Origin of the sequence: Leeuwenhoekiella sp. H156 (genome assembly GCF_052218455.1) — a bacterium.
GTDB lineage: Bacteria > Bacteroidota > Bacteroidia > Flavobacteriales > Flavobacteriaceae > Leeuwenhoekiella > Leeuwenhoekiella parthenopeia.
This window is the reverse complement of sequence record NZ_CP197499.1, coordinates 374,780-392,831: the sequence shown is the minus strand read 5'-3', so window position 1 is coordinate 392,831 and position 18,052 is coordinate 374,780. Positions and strand designations below refer to the sequence as shown.

Here is an 18,052-nt window from a genome sequence, read left to right as displayed (position 1 = left end):
GCCAGACGCCAAGCCCTGAGGTGTATTTATCTTAGTTTTTGCAGGCGCCAAGCTTCAGTTTAAAGCGCTCGTCAAAAACGAGGGTTTCGGTATTGACAAAGGTTGTCATTTTTCCGGCTGATTGCAGTTCGCCATGACCTTCAATCAGATTAGCATCTTCAACCTTAAAGGCAACTTCCCGGCTAGATTGCATACCTTCAGAAACAAAGGTATACGTGCCTATGATAATGCCATTTTCAAAGCTTCCGTTAAAGCCTCCCGAGTTGCGGTCTTTTTCGGCCCAGTCATAAATTAAAGTGCCCTGAACCAACGGGTCAACCCGTGTGATCTGAAAGGTAATTTTGGTTCCGTTTTCTGAAAAGCCGTAACAGCCCGTCTGCACCGGAAATGCATCAGAATCTGTTTTTTTTGTCTGATTGCAGCTTCCGAAAAGAAATACGGCAAACAAAAGAATCAAGGCTTTCATAGTAAAGATTTTAAGCGGTAAAGTTAGGCAGGTCGCCAGTGTCTGCCTAAGTTTTGGCAAAATAATTTTTAAAAATGCCCTGTGTTGCAGGTGTAAGGTGAGCCGTGTTTTACAGACTAGTTTACTATGCAACATTCCAGTTTAAAGAATACTTTATTTTCAGTTTTAGACTTAGTTCCTGTAACTGAGGGAGCTACCCGCAGAGAAGCTATAGATCGCAGTCTTGATCTGGCGCAACATACCGAGCGTTTGGGTTACAAACGCTTTTGGATATCTGAACATCATAATATGGAAAGTCTGGCCAGCGCTTCGCCGGTTCTGCTTATTTCTCATATTGCAGAACACACGAGCCGTATTCGCGTTGGTTCTGGTGGAGTAATGCTTCCCAATCATGCACCTTTAATAGTGGCAGAACAGTTTGGAACCCTGGCAACCCTTTTTCCCGGCCGAATTGATCTGGGACTGGGTCGTGCGCCGGGTACAGACCAGAGGACGGCAATGGCACTGAGGCGATACCAGCAGGAAACCGTTCAGGATTTTCCAAATAATATAGAGGAGCTGCAGCTCTATCTTTCAGAAGAAAACAGCACCGGCGCAGTACGGGCAATTCCCGGTGAGGGCCTTGATATCCCGTTGTATCTGTTGGGCTCAAGCACCTTTAGTGCGCAATTGGCGGGTAAAAAAGGTTTGCCTTATGCCTTTGCCAGTCATTTTGCACCCGCACAGTTGCACGAAGCCCTGCACCTGTACCATCAGCATTTTCAGCCTTCCGAACAGCTTGAAAAACCCTATACGATGGCTTGTGTAAATGTGATTGTTGCCGATACTGACGCCGAAGCCCAACGCCTTGCGACCAGTGCCAAACGCTTTATGCTGGGTGTAATTCGCAATACGCGTAAACCGCTTGCGCCGCCGGTTGATAGTATGGAAGGGGAGTGGCTGCCTCACGAACAGGCACAAATAGAGCATATGATGCGCTACAGTTTTATAGGTTCGCCGCAAACAGTGGCTGCCGGTTTGGAGCAGTTTAAGGAGCAGACGCAGGTTGATGAGATTATCGCGATCTCCCACATCTACGAGCATCAGGCACGATTAAAATCCTATGAACACCTGAGCAGCCTTTTTAAGGCTGAAGTTTCTTCCGCAGTTTAGATTTCGTAAAGTTCAAGCGGAAGACCGTCAGGGTCGGCAAAAAAGGTAAAGCGTTTGCCGGTGAGATCGTCTGTGCGTATGGCTTCGGTAGTGACGCCTTTTTCATTTAAATGCGCAATCATGGCTTCCAGATCACTCACGGCAAAAGCCAGATGCCTCAGTCCGCAGGCTTCAGGTCGGGAAGGGCGTGCAGGCGGATTGGGAAACGAAAACAATTCGATTAGATACGTTCCGTTAAGCGCGAGGTCTAATTTGTAGGAGTTTCGCGCTTCGCGAAAAGTTTCCGCCAGAATGCTGAGTCCGAGAACTTCGGTATAAAAAGCTTTAGAGGCTTCATAATCAGAGCAAATAATGGCGATGTGATGCAGGCTTTTGAGCATAGGAGCGGGTTTTAAAATCACCAAAGACAATCGATATAATCGGTAAGCATATGAAAGAGGAGTCCTACCGCAACGATCCGTGCCTGAGGGATAAAAAACATGGCGCAATAGGCTCCAATTGCCCAGTAGGAATGTAGCGGATGAAAGCCAATGCTGCAGCGGTTGGGGTCAAAAATGGGATCGGCCAGCAAATGATCGAGGTCAACAAGCATGGTCAGAACCATAATGATCCAGGCTTTTTTCCAGTTTTTGCGAAAAAATACCCAGGCGATTAACCCGGGCATTAAAAAATGTAAGCTGTAATGTACAAGCGTCTGTAACACAAAATCCTATTTAAACATATCAAGACCCGGGATGTCCGGCATACCAGCCTTGGCTACTGCAGCCAGTTCCTGCTCATAGCTTGCCTTTGCGCGGCTTAGGGCTTTGTTAAGCGTAAGGATCAGATAATCTTCCAGTTGTTCTTTGTCTTCCAGCAGTTCATCCTTGATGTTTATTTTTTTCACTGCACCGGCAACGCTAACGCTTACTTCAAGCAAGCCGTCGCTGCTTTTTTCATCAATATAAACCGTTTCCAGACGTTTTTTGGTGTCTTCGGCCTTTTGCTGGGCTTCTTTGATTTTGCCCATCATACCCATCATATCTCCAAACATAATCGTGATTTTAGAATTGAAGCACAAAAGTACAATTTTGAGCAGGGATCTGCCTTCGATTTTAGTCAAGTTTAATAAGATAACCCGTATTTTTGCAGCCTTAAATGATTTGATCAAAACCCTATTTTGAATACGACACTTACTCCGCCTATCGCTTTAAAGAAGCCCTACAAACTGGAAATGCACGGCGACGTGCGCACCGATGACTACTACTGGATGAACGAGCGCGATCATCCTGATGTTTTGGCTTATTTAGAGGCTGAAAACGCCTATTACGAGCAGATGACGGCCCATACCAAACCTTTGCAACAGCAGTTGTTTGAGGAGATGAAAGCCCGCATCAAGGAGGATGATGAGAGCGTACCTTTTAAATACAACGGTTACTGGTATTATACCCGTTTTGAAATGGGGAAAAACTACCCGCTGTATTGCCGTCGTAAGGATACGATGCTTGCGCCCGAAGAAATCATGTTTGACAACAATGAGATGGCTTTGGGATTCTCCTACTTTAAACAGGCAGGATATTCGGTTTCTGAAAATAATGAACTGGCCGCTTTTGGTACAGATACTGTGAGCAGACGGCAGTACACGATTCAGGTAAAAAACCTGAAAACAGGCGAGTTGTATCCTGAAAAGATAGAGAATACCACAGGTCGCGCGATCTGGGCCGGTGATAATAAGACCTTTTTTTATACGCGTAAAGACCCGCAAACCCTGCGCAGCAATCAGATTTACAGACATACTCTGGGTACTTCGGTAGCCGATGATATTCTGGTTTATGAAGAGCTTGACGAGACCTTTGATGTAGGTATTTTTAAAAGTAAGTCACGCGAATTTATCTTTATTGGTGCCTCAAGTACGCTGACTTCCGAATACCGCTACACCCGGGCAAACGGGCCGGATTTTGATTTTGAAATCGTTCAGGAACGTACCCGCGGACTCGAATACGGGATTTCGCATTATGAAGATTATTTCTATCTGGTAACCAATGCAGACGGCGCAACCAACTTTAAGCTGGTTAAGACTCCTGTTTCCGCTACCGCGAAAGAAAACTGGGTGGAGGTCATTCCGCATCGCGAAGATACTTTGCTTGAAGATATCGAGATTTTTGAAGAATTCTTGGTGGTCGAAGAGCGTCGCGAAGGTTTAAACCAGATCAATATCAAACGTTGGGATGGCAAGGATGATTATTATCTGGATTTTGACAGCGAGACCTATACCGCGTATACGGGCATCAACCCCGATTTTGATACCATTTACCTTAGATATGCTTTTAATGCTCTAGACACTCCTGCTTCGGTGATTTCATTTAATATGGTGACCAAAGCGAAAGAGGTGTTGAAGGAAGCTGAGGTTTTAGGCGGAAAATTTGACAAAGCCAATTACGAGTCGCGCAGGCTTTGGGCAACTGCCGATGATGGGGTGAAGATTCCCATATCGATTGTCTATCGTAAAGGCATCAGTCTTGACGGAAGCAATCCACTGTTGCAATACGCCTACAGCAGTTATGGGATTACGACAGATCCTTCGTTTTCTTCCTCACGACTCAGTTTGCTGGATGCCGGTTTTGTCTTTGCCATTGCTCACGTACGCGGCAGTGAATACCTGGGGAGAACCTGGTATGAAGACGGCAAGCTGCTTAAAAAACGCAATACTTTTACTGATTTTATTGCCTGTTCACAATTCTTGATTGAAACCGGTTATACTTCGTCATCAAATCTCTTTGCTTACGGCGGGTCTGCCGGGGGCTTGCTGATGGGGGCGATTATCAATATGGCGCCGCATTTGTATAAAGGCGTAATCGCTTCGGTACCTTTTGTAGATGTGGTGACTACGATGCTTGATGACAGCATTCCGCTTACGACGTCAGAGTATGATGAGTGGGGTAATCCCAATGATCCGGAATATTATGAGTATATGAAATCCTACTCGCCTTACGATCAGGTAACGCCAAGGGAATATCCCAATATTTTGGTCACTACGGGTTATCATGACAGTCAGGTGCAGTATTGGGAGCCTGCGAAGTGGGTTGCCAGGCTGCGCGAAAACAATCTGGCAGAGACTAAAATCTTTTTTGAAACCAATATGGATGCAGGTCATGGCGGGGCTTCAGGACGTTTTGAAGCCTTAAAAGAGACAGCAAAGGATTATGCCTTTTTAATGGATTTAGCGGGAAAATCCAAGTAAATCCAAAAATTTCCCGTAAATTTGCAAGGTTTTAAACGATGGTTTTAGGAACCGCAGGAATAGCGTACTCGAAACGATAATTCTTCTATGAGAGAACACCTAAATGTTTACAATGATGTCCTTGAGCTGGTGGGTAACACTCCCTTAGTACGACTTAACCGAATTACCAAAGACTTACCCGGCACCTATTTTGCTAAAGTAGAGGCCTTTAATCCCGGTAATTCCTCAAAAGATCGTATTGCTCTCTATATCATTGAAGACGCAGAGCGAAAAGGAATCTTAAAACCGGGCGATACCATAATTGAAACGACTTCAGGAAACACCGGCTTCAGTATTGCAATGGTCAGCATCATAAAAGGCTACAAATGCATACTGGCAGTAAGCTCAAAATCTTCTAAAGATAAAATTGATGCTTTACGTGCGATGGGAGCCAAGGTTTATGTTTGTCCGGCAAATGTAAGTGCAGACGATCCGCGATCGTACTATCAGGTAGCTAAGCGCCTGCATCAGGAGCACGAAGGTTCCGTCTATATCAACCAGTATTTTAATCAACTCAATGCAGAAGCACACTATGTTTCTTCAGGCCCCGAGATCTGGAAACAGACCGAAGGACAAATTACGCATTTAGTTGCCTGTAGCGGTACGGGAGGAACCATCTCGGGAACCGCACGCTATTTAAAAGAGAAAAATCCCAATATTCGTATTTTAGGCATTGACGCTTACGGCAGTGTGCTTAAAAAATACCACGAAACCCAGCAATTTGATCAAAACGAAATATATCCGTACCGCATAGAAGGTTTAGGTAAGAACCTCATTCCTACTGCGACCGATTTTGACGTGATTGATTATTTTGAAAAAGTATCAGATGAAGACAGTGCTCATACGGCACGTCGCATCGCCAAGACTGAAGGTTTGTTTGTAGGCTACACCAGTGGTGCGGCGGTACAGGGAACCCTGCAGCTTGCTGAAAGCGGGGAATTTGATAAACATTCAAAAGTGGTGATTATTTTTCCGGATCATGGCCGAAGCTATATGAGCAAAATCTATAGCGATGACTGGATGAACGAACAAGGATTTTTTGATACCGAAAACGAGATCAGCGCAGAAAAGATAGAATTTGTGAAGTAAGCGCCTCCGAAAATAAACAAAGAACCCAAAAATAGGTTAACAAGAATGAATGACAAGAGCTGAGATGCTTTTGGTTGAAAATTGATGTATGAAAGATTTATTTGACAAAATTTACAAAGACAAAGGTCCCTTAGGAAAATGGGCAGAACAGGCAGAAGGTTATTTTGTATTTCCTAAACTGGAAGGGCCTATTTCAAACCGCATGAAGTTTCAGGGAAAAGATGTGATTACCTGGAGCATTAATGATTACCTGGGGCTGGCAAACCATCCTGAGGTGCGTAAAGTAGATGCCGAAGCAGCTGCAGAGTGGGGATCTGCTTACCCGATGGGTGCCCGTATGATGAGTGGTCATACCTCATTACACGAGCAACTTCAAAAAGAACTTGCCGCTTTTGTAAATAAGGAGGCAGCCTATTTATTGAATTTTGGTTATCAGGGTATGGTGTCTACTGTAGACGCTCTGGTATCTAAAGATGATATTATTGTTTATGACGTAGATGCACACGCCTGTATTATTGACGGGGTGCGTTTACATATGGGTAAACGTTTTACCTACAAGCATAACGATATCGACAGTATCGAGAAAAACTTACAGCGTGCAACCAAGCTTGCCGAACAAACCGGAGGAGGTATTCTATTGATCTCTGAGGGTGTTTTTGGTATGCGTGGGGAGCAAGGCCGTCTCAAAGAAATTTGTGCCTTAAAAGACAAGTATAACTTCCGTTTGTTTGTAGACGATGCACACGGTTTTGGTACTTTGGGTAAAACCGGAGCCGGAGCAGGTGAGGAGCAGGGTATACAGGATAAAATTGACGTATACTTCGCAACTTTTGCCAAGTCTATGGCAAGTACCGGAGCTTTTATCGCGGCCGATAAAGAAATTATAGATTACTTAAAATACAACCTGCGTTCGCAAATGTTTGCCAAGTCGCTTCAAATGCAATTGGTAATCGGAGCTTTAAAACGTTTGGATATGTTGCGCACGATGCCCGAGCTTCGCGAAAAGCTTTGGGAAAACGTAAATGCACTTCAAAACGGATTGAAAAACCGCGGTTTTGATATTGGTACGACCCAGAGTTGTGTAACTCCTGTATACCTTAAAGGAAGTATTCCGGAAGCGATGGCGCTGGTAAAAGATCTACGCGAGAATCACGGTATTTTCTGCTCTATTGTGGTGTATCCAGTAATCCCTAAAGGATTAATTCTATTGCGTCTGATTCCAACGGCTTCGCATACGCTTCAGGATGTGGAAGAAACGCTTGACGCGTTCTCCAGCATTCGTGAGCGTTTAGAGAACGGAACGTACAAGAGACTTTCAGCAGGCGTACAAGCCTCAATGGAAGCTTCTTCGTAACAAGAACATTCATTTTCAACAACAAAAAAAAGCTGAACAGTTCTCTGTTCAGCTTTTTTCGTTTATGCTTTCGGCTTTAAACATGTGGTTACAGCGTAAAAAAAATCGCCTTCGTTAGAAAGCGATTTTTGTTCGTTTTTTGATGGTATGATGAAAATGATCAGCCTTTCAGCTACTAATAATTATAGAGATTCATATACGAACTCAAGTTCAGAGTCAAGCTCACCTTCCAGATAGTAGGTAGCTGTTACAGGATATCCTGCTTCGTTATAGGTGTATTCGTATTTTTCGTCCACGAAATCAGTACCATTTTCAGTAATCGTTGCGGTAAGCAGGTTATTAACTGAGCTGTCTATGTAGCCATTAAAATCTACGCTGACCAGATTAATGGTTTTTATATTGGCAATACCCAGATACGAACTCTTTTGATCATCGTAAGCGTAAGTGACGATCTGACCGTCATCTTTTGTTTCTTTTACAAGTTGCTCATTTTGAAATGTCAAAATACTCTCTCCGGATGCTCCGGTAGAATTTTCCTTTCCTCCAAAGTAAAAAGTCCGGGTAATACTTCCATCTGTATTATACGAGAACTCATATTCCAGAACTTCGTCATCAGTAGTCATTCGGTAATTGATGAGACGTTCCTGACTGTCATAAGCCAGATTAGTGGTAAGCAGGTTTCCTGCCGCAGCCGCATCAATGATCTGAGTTAAAAGATCGCCTTCATAGTTATAGGTTATTACACTAGTATCTGATCCATTGATACTGATGAGTTTATCACCATCATAAGCAAAAGTTTCGGTCACCACATCGCCATCAAGGTAATTAACAATACGTTGTTTCAGTTTTAGGTCTGTTTCAACCGGATCTATGGGATCGGGATCACCACTGTAGGGTTCTACTGAGCAGGAGCTTAGTAGCAATGCTAAAAGCGAGGTGTATAGCACTATTAACCTTTTCATAAGTATCTTATTTAGAAATTAGTTCAGATAAAAAAGAACTCCAAAATTGACGCTGCTTCGTCCGTTGCGAATGGTCTGGTCAAGATCGTTAATTTTAAATATCTCGTGGAATCCGGTTTGTGCATCATATTCTACAAAGAGGCGTGTGTCTCTGCTGATGTCAAAGGCATAGCCTATGCCAAATGCCACACCAAAATCGGTGTTGTTAAATACCTCTTTCACGTCACTGCCAAGTTCAGAATCTGTTGCATTGATCAAAAAGCCTACATAGGGCCCCAGGTTTAAATACCAGTTGCCGCTTTGGCTAAAGTGCCAGCTTGCCATAACCGGTAGCGTGATGTAGTTTAAGCGGAAGTCTGTGGTATAGCTATTAAAGTTGTTATCTTCTATAAAACCATTAGCCCAACCTTTATTGTCATAGATCAGCTTCGCTCTGATAGCCCAGCTTTCTGAGAAGAAATATTCACCGGAAGCCGCCAGATTGAAGGAAATACGAGGATCTGTATTGTTTTCCCCGTCCATAGTAGAAACGTTAGAAAGGTTAAGACCGGCGCTTAATCCCATTTGTAAGTCTCCGCCGCGTTGTGCCAGCGCAGAATTGAGTCCGAGTACGATAAATAGAATAAAGAGTAATGGTTTTTTCATTATTAAAAATAGATTATGATTTTGCGTAAAACTATTGCTTTTTAAAATCCTTGCCTTACGGAATTCCTCATTTTCGAAATTTGTTAATGAAAACTTAAAGTAAGGTTCTTGGTTTCAGCAGGTAAGGAGCATTATTTTTTTTTGGAATAGGTATCGTGGTGCGGGTGTAGTCAAAAATCAACTTTAGAAGCTTTTTTCTTTTTTGCGCTTTATCAAAAAAAAAACAGGCCAACCCCCTACAGTCGGCCTGCTTGCTAACTAAATAAATAAAAGAATTTAGTCATTAAAGTTTAAAACGGTTAATCCGCTTTAGTGTCTCTTTTCAACCGGGACGAACCTGTATTGAAATTTTTTGATTCAGTTTTTTACTCGTGCTTTATTAACAAAAGCTTTATCAATTTTTACGAGAGCAAATATGGAAGATTAGTTGTTGAGATTCAAGCAGTACTACTCGTGATTTATGAATTACGACCTGAATTTGATGTTACCAGGGGTTTTTAAAACTTTCGAATTCAAAAGGTTGCTATTTCATTTTTAAGAAGTCCGGAATGGTGAAAAATTCGCTATGAATTCACGAATTGACAGGGTTTTTTGGGGATAATCGGGTTTTATTTGAATCAAATCTGGAGGTAAAATGCTTAAAAAAGACGGAGTCTTACATGCGGGTTAATAGTTTTTTGGCTGCTTTAGTCATTACCATGTTTTGGAAAATTAAGCAGTTCTAATCTAGGGAAGCTTACAAAATATTCCCATTCTTTTTCTTTTATTGCGTTTAACTATATCTTCTACGAGTAGTAAATTAAATGGCACCGGATTTTATAGGAGTTAAGGTTTTGATAAGCGATAACAGAGCCTGTAAAAGGGGTTTGTAGAATTCTTTTTTTTGTTTTCTTTAATTAGCTTTAAAGAATCTCTATTTGTATTAATAAATCCAATAATTGAATTTTTATAAAATGTTATTATTAACGATTGCTGCGCGAAAAGTAGCGATTCATTACTTTTTTTCAAGGATAGCTAATTAATTCAATTTTCTCGTAATCCATTATAAATTAGTGTTATGTTCCTCAATTCTGAATGGATCTCATTTAAATTAATTTCTCGATTTTTAAGACCAGCAGTAGAAATTTTAATTCTAGAACTTTTATCCGATATAAAGAAATAGTTTTCAAATGAAAACCAGGAAATTGGTATATTCTTAATTTCAGAAATCTCTATTTCTTTTAAATCCATTATAATTTCAGTCCTTTTATTTACTGGTTTATAGTGGTTAATAATTATTTTCCCATTATTGGAGTCCAAAGAAATTTTTTCTAAGTGATTTCTGTAGTTATGTTTTAAAGCTTGAAATAGTTTTGCTATAGCGAAGATTGAAATAAAAATAAATAATCGATTCAGATCTGGTTTTGTCCAAGTCAGAATAGATACCAACAAAATGAATATTAATGCCAAAATAGGAGCATTAATAAATATGTCTTTCATTAATCTATTAAAGTGAATTGGGATTACTTGATTTTCAAATAGTGTTTTCATAAAATCACGTAGAAGAGTGACAACTATAAGACTATCCTATTAACTGTGTAAGTTAATAGGATAGTGTCCGAAGGGTAGGCGAGAACAGGCAATTATTTATGTACATCCGTACAGCGCTTTTTTATTCTTTAAACATTTTCGACATAGAATTTAAACATGGACTCACATCAAAGTACAACCCTTCTAATTTGATTTCGTTTTCTGCAATTGTCAAATAATCGTAATGCTCAGTCAGGCTTTGTGAGCCTCCAAATTGAAATCCGAGAATATTTAATAAATCATATTCGTGTGAGGTATAGATTACATAAAATGCTTCTTCTTTGGTTTTTCCATTCCCCGAGCTTATTAAAGCATCTACGATAGTCCGTAATTGGATCGCTCTTTTTTCAAACGATTCTTCATTTCCTAATTGCTCTAAGGAGAATAGTTGATAATTTATTGCATTTAAATCAAATGGATTTTCAAAAAGCATTTTAGTAGTATAGTCAACTATTTTATTAAAATCCAAACTATCCATTTTTTCTTTACGAAGAACTACTCTTAAACTATCTCCATAATCCGACCGTGAATAAGGCGAATAATTCTCATCAAATATATAACCATAATACAAGTGTCTTTTTTCATCCAAAGTCATTGTTGAATCTGCCTGTTGAAATCTGTTCATCAAAACTTCGTAAAAAAGATTTGACTCCTTATTTTGAATATTTTCCTCAATTTTTTATAATTAGGTTTTTCAAAATCCCAATCTTGAGAAAAAGATAAATGACTCATTAAAATGAACGTGATGAGAATTATTCTTTTCATTATTGTTTTTTTTTAAAAGTTGTATGAAGGTTCAGGTAAAATAAAGGCGCATTGAAATATAAGTTTTTGTCGGCCGTGAGCAAAGTTTAACCGACCACCCGAAACCTTTCGTCTGACAGTAACCCGTGCTATTTTTGTATGTTATTGTGTGCAGTTTTGTTCATTTTTTAAAAGGCCAAGTGAGTCTGCTTTATAAAGGTCAAAATCAACTTCTGTTGCGGTGTTGCTTAAAAAGTCAATTGTCCTTTTGTCAAGTCCGAAATATGGTGTTGAAGCTTCAGGACTAATGTCAATGTCAATTACAAATTGAAGTCGCGACGCTAAATTCAAATCTTTTTTCAGTCGGTTAATTGTTTCAATTTTAGGTTCAAAAATTTCAACTAGTTTTTTAAGTGGGGTTTCCAAGTCGATTTCGTTTCCTGCCTCAATTTTATATTTCCAAGAAGATGTCTTTGGAACAGGGTCTTTCTTTATGATTAACGAAGTCGGTTTAAGTCCCAATTCCTTAGTGACCACTTCTGTATCGAAGAAGTCTGAATGGAATGAGAAGTACAAATAGTTATTGCAATCTTTTCTGCTATATGTTAGTTTCTCGTAAGTCATTTTCAAATTACAGATAACGGTTTGCATATGGCTTGTGGCCGTTTCGAAGCACTTTCCTATCCACCGAAAACAAACCTGGCGACAGAGTGAAAACCTTGCTATAAGACGTTCACACGACATAAGCTATATGAGTTGTTGTAGGGTGTTTTTATTTCATTTTTTCTATGTCGAGGTACATTGATTTAAAAAATACTTTCATAGTCATTCTTACTTTTTTCCTTGGTTCAATCTCTTCGTCATTAACCATAGGTCCGCTTTGGTAATAACTGCCACTTTCAAATTCAACCATTCCATAAATAATTTCTCCATCTTCCAATTCAGGCATTTTTGAAAGGGTCAAAGTCGTATTTGAACAAGGAACTTCTATTCTAAATTTCAAACTGTCATTTTCATTCAATGAGTAGGTGGGGAATTCGTCTGAGGCAAGCATGTGGTAAACAGTTGCTTCATCAGCTTTTATTTTAGCTGAAAATCCAAATCCACCAAACATTCCATAAGCACCATCAATTGTTAGAGTGTCATTATGGGTATAAAAGAATGATTTGAAAACAAGTTTTTTGTCTTGATTCTTTGTTGATATAGTTAAAGAATCGTTTTCAAAATATTCAGCAATCAATTGGTTTTCATATATTAACAGGTCTTTTGAAATATTCCCAAATTGAGATTCTGAAATTTTGGATTCTACTTCTTTTTGAATGTTTGAGTCAATTCTTATTTTCTCAGTAACAATTTTCTTTTCTTGTCCAGACGAAACAAGACTTAATGAAATTAATATGAATGTTAAGATAGTCTTCATTCTGTTTTTTTTAATGCTACCTAACGTGATTGGCTATGATTTCGTTACGGAAAACGTCTGCAAGACTTTTCCGCTAGATTTGAAGGTAGCAAAGTTGCCTAAATAAAATGTACGGAAATCCGCAGCAATGAATTATGGCCGGTGTTGGCGTGTCGTTTATTTTATTTCAAATCCATTAATTCTATTCCGATCCAGCAATTTTAATAATTCCTGATACTTATTAAAATTAGACAGATTTTTAATTAAAAAATTAGGCATATTTAAAGTGGGTTCAAGACCTTCGTTTCTCAAATGATAATCATCAAATAGAAAATAAATAAAATTTTCAATCATTTCATTTGCATCTTCAAATTCGAAATAGTTATAAAAATCCATAAGTTCTTTTTGAATTTTTCTCCAATTTGATTTGTCGCATTTTAAGGATTCATTGTAATATGCAAGAATTAAATCATTGACTTCTGGAGATCTAAAATTCCACCTTATCTCTTTATTCAATAAATCAATTACTTCGTTAATTGATTTCGCAAAGGATAAATCAAGATATAGATTATCATTCTTTCCTCTTTCAATTTGGAAATCAGCCCATTTGCTTATTTCCTCAAATTGAATTTTTTTCAGAGAAAGTCCGAATCGTATTAAGTGTCCTATTTTATCTTTCTCGTTCAATACGTTCTGTTCAAATGCACGCCAACAATCGTATAACAGTACAAAGTATACTGTTATTTCCTTTTTATAATCATTTGTAAACGTTCACAAGCGTTTCCGTACGCCTAATAAACCCTTAATCAGGCTAAATATAATCCATTCTATTCAGATCTTTTTACGGAATTCCTCAGTACCCGGTGATTAGCCGTTTTTTCCAATAAAAAACCCGCTCTAAAGATTACTTTAAAGCGGGTTGTACGTTGTTTTAAAACCGGTTGCTACTGTCCCGTAGCGGTAGTAGTTTCCTGTTCTTCTCTAATGGCTTTATCAATACGCCCGGCCAGATACATATGATCGGTAGCCGAGTTTTTACGCAGTACGTTGGTCATTAAACATACGATGTACTTAGGCCCGCCACCGGGATGCTCCACAATGATTACCGAGTTCATATAGTTAAACACATTACCGGCATAATCACCGCAACCGCCTTTACTTTTATCGCATTTGTAAAAGCTTCCGCTTTTAAAATATACAGCAGCCGAGTCGAGATCGTGGGAGTAGGCGTAGCGTATACGACGCTCGGTCTGGTACATAATACGTTTCATCTCCAGGCTTGAGAGCGAGTCTATCGCTTTCCCCTGTTCCAGATTGATGAGAAACTTCATCAAACCTTTAGGCGAACCAATACTGCCGCCCATTCGGCCTACATAGCGTTCCCCGCCGTTGGTGAAAAAGCCACCCAGGCGCCATTCGTCTTCGGTGATTCCCATTTCGCGCAGAGGTTCGTTTACCACTTCGTTTGCCAGGCGGGTCACCTCGGCACGATCGGTATCTTTAAACCATTGCATAGCTTCCTCATCGGTAAGGTTAAAGTATTTTTCGCCAAAAACCTTCAGCAACAACGCCTCCCGATACACCACACTGGCTGCACCGTTGTTGCTTACCGCCACCATATGGTCAATCCACTCATACAGGCTAAATACATCGCTTTCCTGAGCCTGTCTTTTAGAGAGTTTATCCTTCTCAATATCGTAGATGGGGATGGTATGATGATCGTAAACCGCAAAAGGACCGCCTTTTACGCGTTTGTATTTCAACAGATTTACACGCGCGCCCCAATCATCGGGACATAATTTTTCAAGCTGGTCAAAAATAGCTACCAGTATGGCCAATTTGCCTACACTACCCGGCTGATAACCGCGGGTCTCGTTACGGGCAGCGTATTTCAGGTTGGTGGTATCGGTCATATCGAGTACCGAGATCGAGTAGCTTTGATCCAAACCGTAAAAGAGTCCGCCAATTTTCTTTTGAAACTCGGGATCTTCTTTCATATAGGCGATAGCGCTGTCTGCCTTGGAAGTAAGGCGTAATTTGATATCATCTATAGAAAGGTAGGCTCCGGGCGGGATGCGGGTATATTTGATGCTGTCGCGTACTATTTTTTGCAGGTAAGCGAGGCGGTCTATCCCGGTACGTTCATAACCGTCAATAGGGTAGGTGCCTGCCGGCATAAAGCTAAGCACGGCCAGCAATGCGAGTGGAATAAACAGTAAGGCTTTTTTCATCTCATTTCAAATTTGTTTACCGAAGGCAATCTGTGTTTTGATTGCCGCACAGGTATTGGTTGATTTATTAAATGCCCGGTATGGGCTTTACTAATCGGTTGTTTATAAGGCGCTGTCGAGTTCTATAAACGCTCCGGCGTCGGTTTTAGGCGAAATCGAATCGAGATAGCCGTTGCTTAAGGCATTTTTATTTTCTACAAACGGACGTATTTGGAATAACCAGAGTTTGTTGTCCTGAAACCCGAGCTCCACATCATAAGCTCCGTCGTAATCGGTATTGGTTTCCTGCGGAATTTTGGTGCGTATTTCACGAGCTACTTCGCGTAAGCTTTCAATATTCTGAGCATTGAGAATGGGCGATTCAAAGGTGGTCGAATAGCCTTTTGTACTTCCCGTTGCCGGAAGCCTGATGTAATCGGGCTGACGTGCGGGCGCCAGGAGACGATCTCCCTGTGCAGTTACCAGACGGGTTTCGGCAGCCTGACCGTCTACAGCGCCACCGGCTCCGCGGCTAAAGGCCACGGTAAGATCTTCATCGGTGCCTTCATTGATTCCTTTGGTGATCATCACCCCGCTGTAATCTACGTCTACGCTGGGAATAACCAGAATGGAAGGGAAGACATTTTCCGGATTAGAGAGGTATGCCTGTCTCCATTTAAAACTACGTTCGGTATAGGGCGAGGCCCATACTTTTTTGATACCGTCCAGAATTTGCTGTTCCTGTACCACGTTGAAAAGGGTGAGGTTGAGTCCGGCACCGGTAAATTCCTTAAGGTCTTCCATATTGGTGTCGCTGCGCAGAAAAACCGGAGTCTGTCCGATTGGCGAACCGAATATTTTTGAAAACGAACTGCGCAGTTCACTTACAAATTGAGGCTTCAGTTGCATCGCGTTGATCGCATCGCGCAGCGTGGCCAGTTGTGCCAGTTGAAAAGCTTCTACCTGAGATTCGGGTGTGCCTGCCTGGCGTTTCGCTTCCGCGGAAGCAAACATATCGGTAAGAAACTGCCAGTAACTTTTACCCTGACCGGGCATTGGTAAATTCATATGATCTCTAAAAATTCCGAAAGGGATCACCAGACCTTCCACTACTTTATCGGGGAACATTTTCTTAAGCTGACCTAAGTTAGCAGCTTTTGGCCCTGCCAGAATACCACTTGCCGAAGCATCGATATCCCGCATATTGAGGATGTTTTTTTTATCGAGCTGAATTTTTTCAATAGGTACCGCGATTTTGGCCTGGCTGCGCTCTTCTTTGCTGAAAAGTTGCTCTTCTTCGCGCGTCATTTCTGAAGCTGGTTTTAAAATAACCGTTCCTTTATTAGAAACCGCGTAAAATACGGTCTTACCGTTATAGGCTTCCAGATCTTCGAGGTTAGCATCGCTTAAAGCAGCGTTGGGTATACCCAGATTCCGGGCCAGGAGCTGCACGTGAGAAACCAGGTTTCCTTCATCTACCGTAGCGATCCCTGCAACCGGTTTGAGGTCTGAAGGCGGACGCTTGAAGATGTATATTTTTTGATTGTCTACTTCCACACCGTCAGGATTACCGGGAACAACCACCAGTTCACCCATCGCATAGCCGGGGTTGAGTCCGTGAATGGCACTTTGATCTGCAATTTGCATCACATTGTTTTCCAGATTGGAGCGTTGGGAAATAAAATCGCCCAATTCACTAACGGCTTTCCCTAACGGAAGCGCCACAGACGAGCGTACGCGATCGTCTATAAAGCCCTGAGAAAGGGGTTCAAAAGCGGTATAATCTTCAACCACACCGTCATAGGTAGCTTTGGCCATTGCGGCGCTCCATTGCACTACATTTCGTGCGGTGTTTAAAATGGTGTTGAGTTCGCCCTGCGAAACATTGGTGTATGCGATAGGAGCGAGGATGCCGTTTACTTCATCCCATTCCCAGACTTCGATGAGGCCGGTGCCGGCTGTGGCATAACTCAGTTGATATACTTTATTTAAAAGTTCACGAAGGCTTGAAGGTTCCCATTCCGGGGCTTTTTTGAGTAAAACATCTTCTAATTTGAGCGAAATGTCTAAAAGCTCCAGGCGCTCTTTGGCACTTTTTACCTGAGTGATCTGAGTGCGTATGTTGCACAGCAAATCACTGATCTGAGGGATCAAAGAATCTGCGGGGGTTTCAAACGTGTTTGCCTTGGTAAACTGAAGCAGGGAAGTTTTTACATCGGGGTTGCTTTTAAGGCTGCTTACCCGTTTGTTGAGCGCCGTAAAATTGATGGGAGCATAGTACTCGCGCATAGTTTCCAGCAGTTGGTTTAAATCGGTTTTCAGGTCTCCCGAGAGCTGATCATTATACTGCTGCATAAAATTTTGAACCAAAGCCACATCACTTACATCGGGCTGGCCGTGAATTTTCACACGGGCATCCATAAATTTAGGGAATTCTTCAGCAATCACTTTTGATTCGCTGCGCATCCGCTGGGCGAGGTTGTCGTCTCCGGCATGTGGAATGTCTTTAAGCGCCTGGCGGATGAGGTAGTAATTGGCTTCCAGACGGGCATCGTCTTTTAAAAGCCATTCAAAAAACTCAATACCCCAGGCTTCTTCATCTTCAGACTGAATGGCACCGCGGTAGAATTGTGCTTTTTCCAGAATCCAGCCATTATCTACACTTTTCAGGTAGTTTCCCAGTTGGTATTGTTTGAGGCGGCTGTGCTCATTTGAGGCATCCCAAAATTCCTGCTTGTCTGCGGCGGCGAGAATTTCACCAAAGTATAACTTATTGCGCTTAGCAAGATTTTTAGTGATTTCCTTATAACTGGCGTGCTGAATACCATCTACGCCTTCCGGGCAGGGATCTTTGGGCTCCCGCATCGTGCCGTCTTCACAGAACCAGCGGATGCGCAGGTAGGGACCTCGCGGATCATTTTTAAATTCCTGAATGGTGTTTTTGATGCTTTCGGCAGCGTATTCCTGGGCTGTAGCCTTAAACCCGATAATCATTAGAATTCCGAAGGCCAGACGTAGTGCAGTTTGCATAAATGGTTGTTTGCCACAAATGTAAGTGCAAGCCCTGTTAAGAATGGCTTAAAAAAGTTTATGATTTTCTTAAAAGTCGAAAAGTTGATTCAAAATTTAAGGATTTGGTTTTCAGTTTTCTGTTTACCGTTTTGGATTAGATATTTTAAATAACCCAATAACCCAATAACCCA

The 18,052-nt window shown here is 41.3% G+C and carries 17 protein-coding genes; 4 read left to right on the top strand and 13 right to left on the bottom strand.

Translation table 11 applies throughout. The features are described 5' to 3' along the window. Positions 1–31: 31 nt before the first annotated feature. Positions 32–466, bottom strand: a complete 435-nt coding sequence (locus ACSSS3_RS01590) for a hypothetical protein (protein ID WP_228231759.1) — start codon at positions 464–466, stop codon at positions 32–34. A gap of 126 nt (positions 467–592) precedes the next feature. Between ACSSS3_RS01590 and ACSSS3_RS01585 the strand changes: the two genes are divergently transcribed. After that, the gene (locus tag ACSSS3_RS01585; RefSeq protein WP_442846182.1) at positions 593–1,618 is read left to right on the top strand and encodes an LLM class flavin-dependent oxidoreductase; all 1,026 of its coding nucleotides are present in this window, start codon (positions 593–595) and stop codon (positions 1,616–1,618) included. Here ACSSS3_RS01585 and gloA2 read toward each other — a convergent pair. From gloA2 to ACSSS3_RS01570, 3 genes are read right to left on the bottom strand one after another with little or no spacing between them, the layout of a single operon-like run. Next, positions 1,615–1,998 (bottom strand): SMU1112c/YaeR family gloxylase I-like metalloprotein, encoded by a 384-nt coding sequence (gloA2, locus tag ACSSS3_RS01580; RefSeq protein ID WP_442846181.1) that lies wholly within the window; start codon positions 1,996–1,998, stop codon positions 1,615–1,617. The genes ACSSS3_RS01585 and gloA2 overlap by 4 nt on opposite strands. Positions 1,999–2,015: 17 nt before the next feature. After that, positions 2,016–2,321 (bottom strand): DUF6122 family protein, encoded by a 306-nt coding sequence (locus tag ACSSS3_RS01575; protein ID WP_442846180.1) that lies wholly within the window; start codon positions 2,319–2,321, stop codon positions 2,016–2,018. 6 nt (positions 2,322–2,327) lie between these two features. Then, the gene (locus ACSSS3_RS01570) at positions 2,328–2,651 is read right to left on the bottom strand and encodes a YbaB/EbfC family nucleoid-associated protein (RefSeq protein ID WP_442847384.1); all 324 of its coding nucleotides are present in this window, start codon (positions 2,649–2,651) and stop codon (positions 2,328–2,330) included. A 126-nt stretch (positions 2,652–2,777) separates the two neighbouring features. On the opposite strand from ACSSS3_RS01570, the gene ACSSS3_RS01565 reads away from it, so the two are divergent. The 3 genes from ACSSS3_RS01565 (at position 2,778) to ACSSS3_RS01555 (ending at position 7,320) form a co-directional block, all read left to right on the top strand. Then, the gene (locus ACSSS3_RS01565; RefSeq protein WP_442846179.1) at positions 2,778–4,838 is read left to right on the top strand and encodes a S9 family peptidase; all 2,061 of its coding nucleotides are present in this window, start codon (positions 2,778–2,780) and stop codon (positions 4,836–4,838) included. Between the two features lie 87 nt (positions 4,839–4,925). Continuing rightward, positions 4,926–5,966 carry a PLP-dependent cysteine synthase family protein gene (locus ACSSS3_RS01560; protein WP_228231754.1) on the top strand — a complete coding sequence of 347 codons (1,041 nt, stop codon included), beginning with the start codon at positions 4,926–4,928 and terminating at the stop codon, positions 5,964–5,966. 88 nt (positions 5,967–6,054) lie between these two features. Further along, a complete protein-coding gene (locus ACSSS3_RS01555) occupies positions 6,055–7,320 on the top strand; it encodes an aminotransferase class I/II-fold pyridoxal phosphate-dependent enzyme (RefSeq protein WP_228231753.1) in 1,266 nt (421 codons plus the stop codon). A 182-nt stretch (positions 7,321–7,502) separates the two neighbouring features. Here the strand turns inward: ACSSS3_RS01555 and ACSSS3_RS01550 are convergent, their stop codons facing one another. The 9 genes from ACSSS3_RS01550 to ACSSS3_RS01510 form a co-directional block, all read right to left on the bottom strand. Next, entirely contained in the window at positions 7,503–8,282 is a 780-nt protein-coding gene (locus tag ACSSS3_RS01550; protein WP_442846178.1) for a hypothetical protein, read from the bottom strand. An 18-nt stretch (positions 8,283–8,300) separates the two neighbouring features. Next, a complete protein-coding gene (locus ACSSS3_RS01545) occupies positions 8,301–8,927 on the bottom strand; it encodes a porin family protein (protein ID WP_442846177.1) in 627 nt (208 codons plus the stop codon). Positions 8,928–9,950: 1,023 nt separating this feature from the next. Continuing rightward, the gene (locus tag ACSSS3_RS01540; protein ID WP_442846176.1) at positions 9,951–10,457 is read right to left on the bottom strand and encodes a hypothetical protein; all 507 of its coding nucleotides are present in this window, start codon (positions 10,455–10,457) and stop codon (positions 9,951–9,953) included. A 121-nt stretch (positions 10,458–10,578) separates the two neighbouring features. Further along, positions 10,579–11,160 (bottom strand): DUF4919 domain-containing protein, encoded by a 582-nt coding sequence (locus tag ACSSS3_RS01535; RefSeq protein WP_442847383.1) that lies wholly within the window; start codon positions 11,158–11,160, stop codon positions 10,579–10,581. A 242-nt stretch (positions 11,161–11,402) separates the two neighbouring features. Continuing rightward, a complete protein-coding gene (locus ACSSS3_RS01530) occupies positions 11,403–11,891 on the bottom strand; it encodes a DUF4279 domain-containing protein (protein ID WP_442846175.1) in 489 nt (162 codons plus the stop codon). Positions 11,892–12,012: 121 nt separating this feature from the next. Then, positions 12,013–12,660 (bottom strand): hypothetical protein, encoded by a 648-nt coding sequence (locus tag ACSSS3_RS01525; protein ID WP_442846174.1) that lies wholly within the window; start codon positions 12,658–12,660, stop codon positions 12,013–12,015. A gap of 156 nt (positions 12,661–12,816) precedes the next feature. Beyond that, a complete protein-coding gene (locus tag ACSSS3_RS01520) occupies positions 12,817–13,326 on the bottom strand; it encodes a hypothetical protein (RefSeq protein WP_442846173.1) in 510 nt (169 codons plus the stop codon). 257 nt (positions 13,327–13,583) lie between these two features. Continuing rightward, positions 13,584–14,870 carry a serine hydrolase gene (locus tag ACSSS3_RS01515; RefSeq protein ID WP_228230981.1) on the bottom strand — a complete coding sequence of 429 codons (1,287 nt, stop codon included), beginning with the start codon at positions 14,868–14,870 and terminating at the stop codon, positions 13,584–13,586. 102 nt (positions 14,871–14,972) lie between these two features. Continuing rightward, positions 14,973–17,879 (bottom strand): PEP/pyruvate-binding domain-containing protein, encoded by a 2,907-nt coding sequence (locus tag ACSSS3_RS01510; protein ID WP_228230982.1) that lies wholly within the window; start codon positions 17,877–17,879, stop codon positions 14,973–14,975. Between the last annotated feature and the right edge of the window lie 173 nt (positions 17,880–18,052).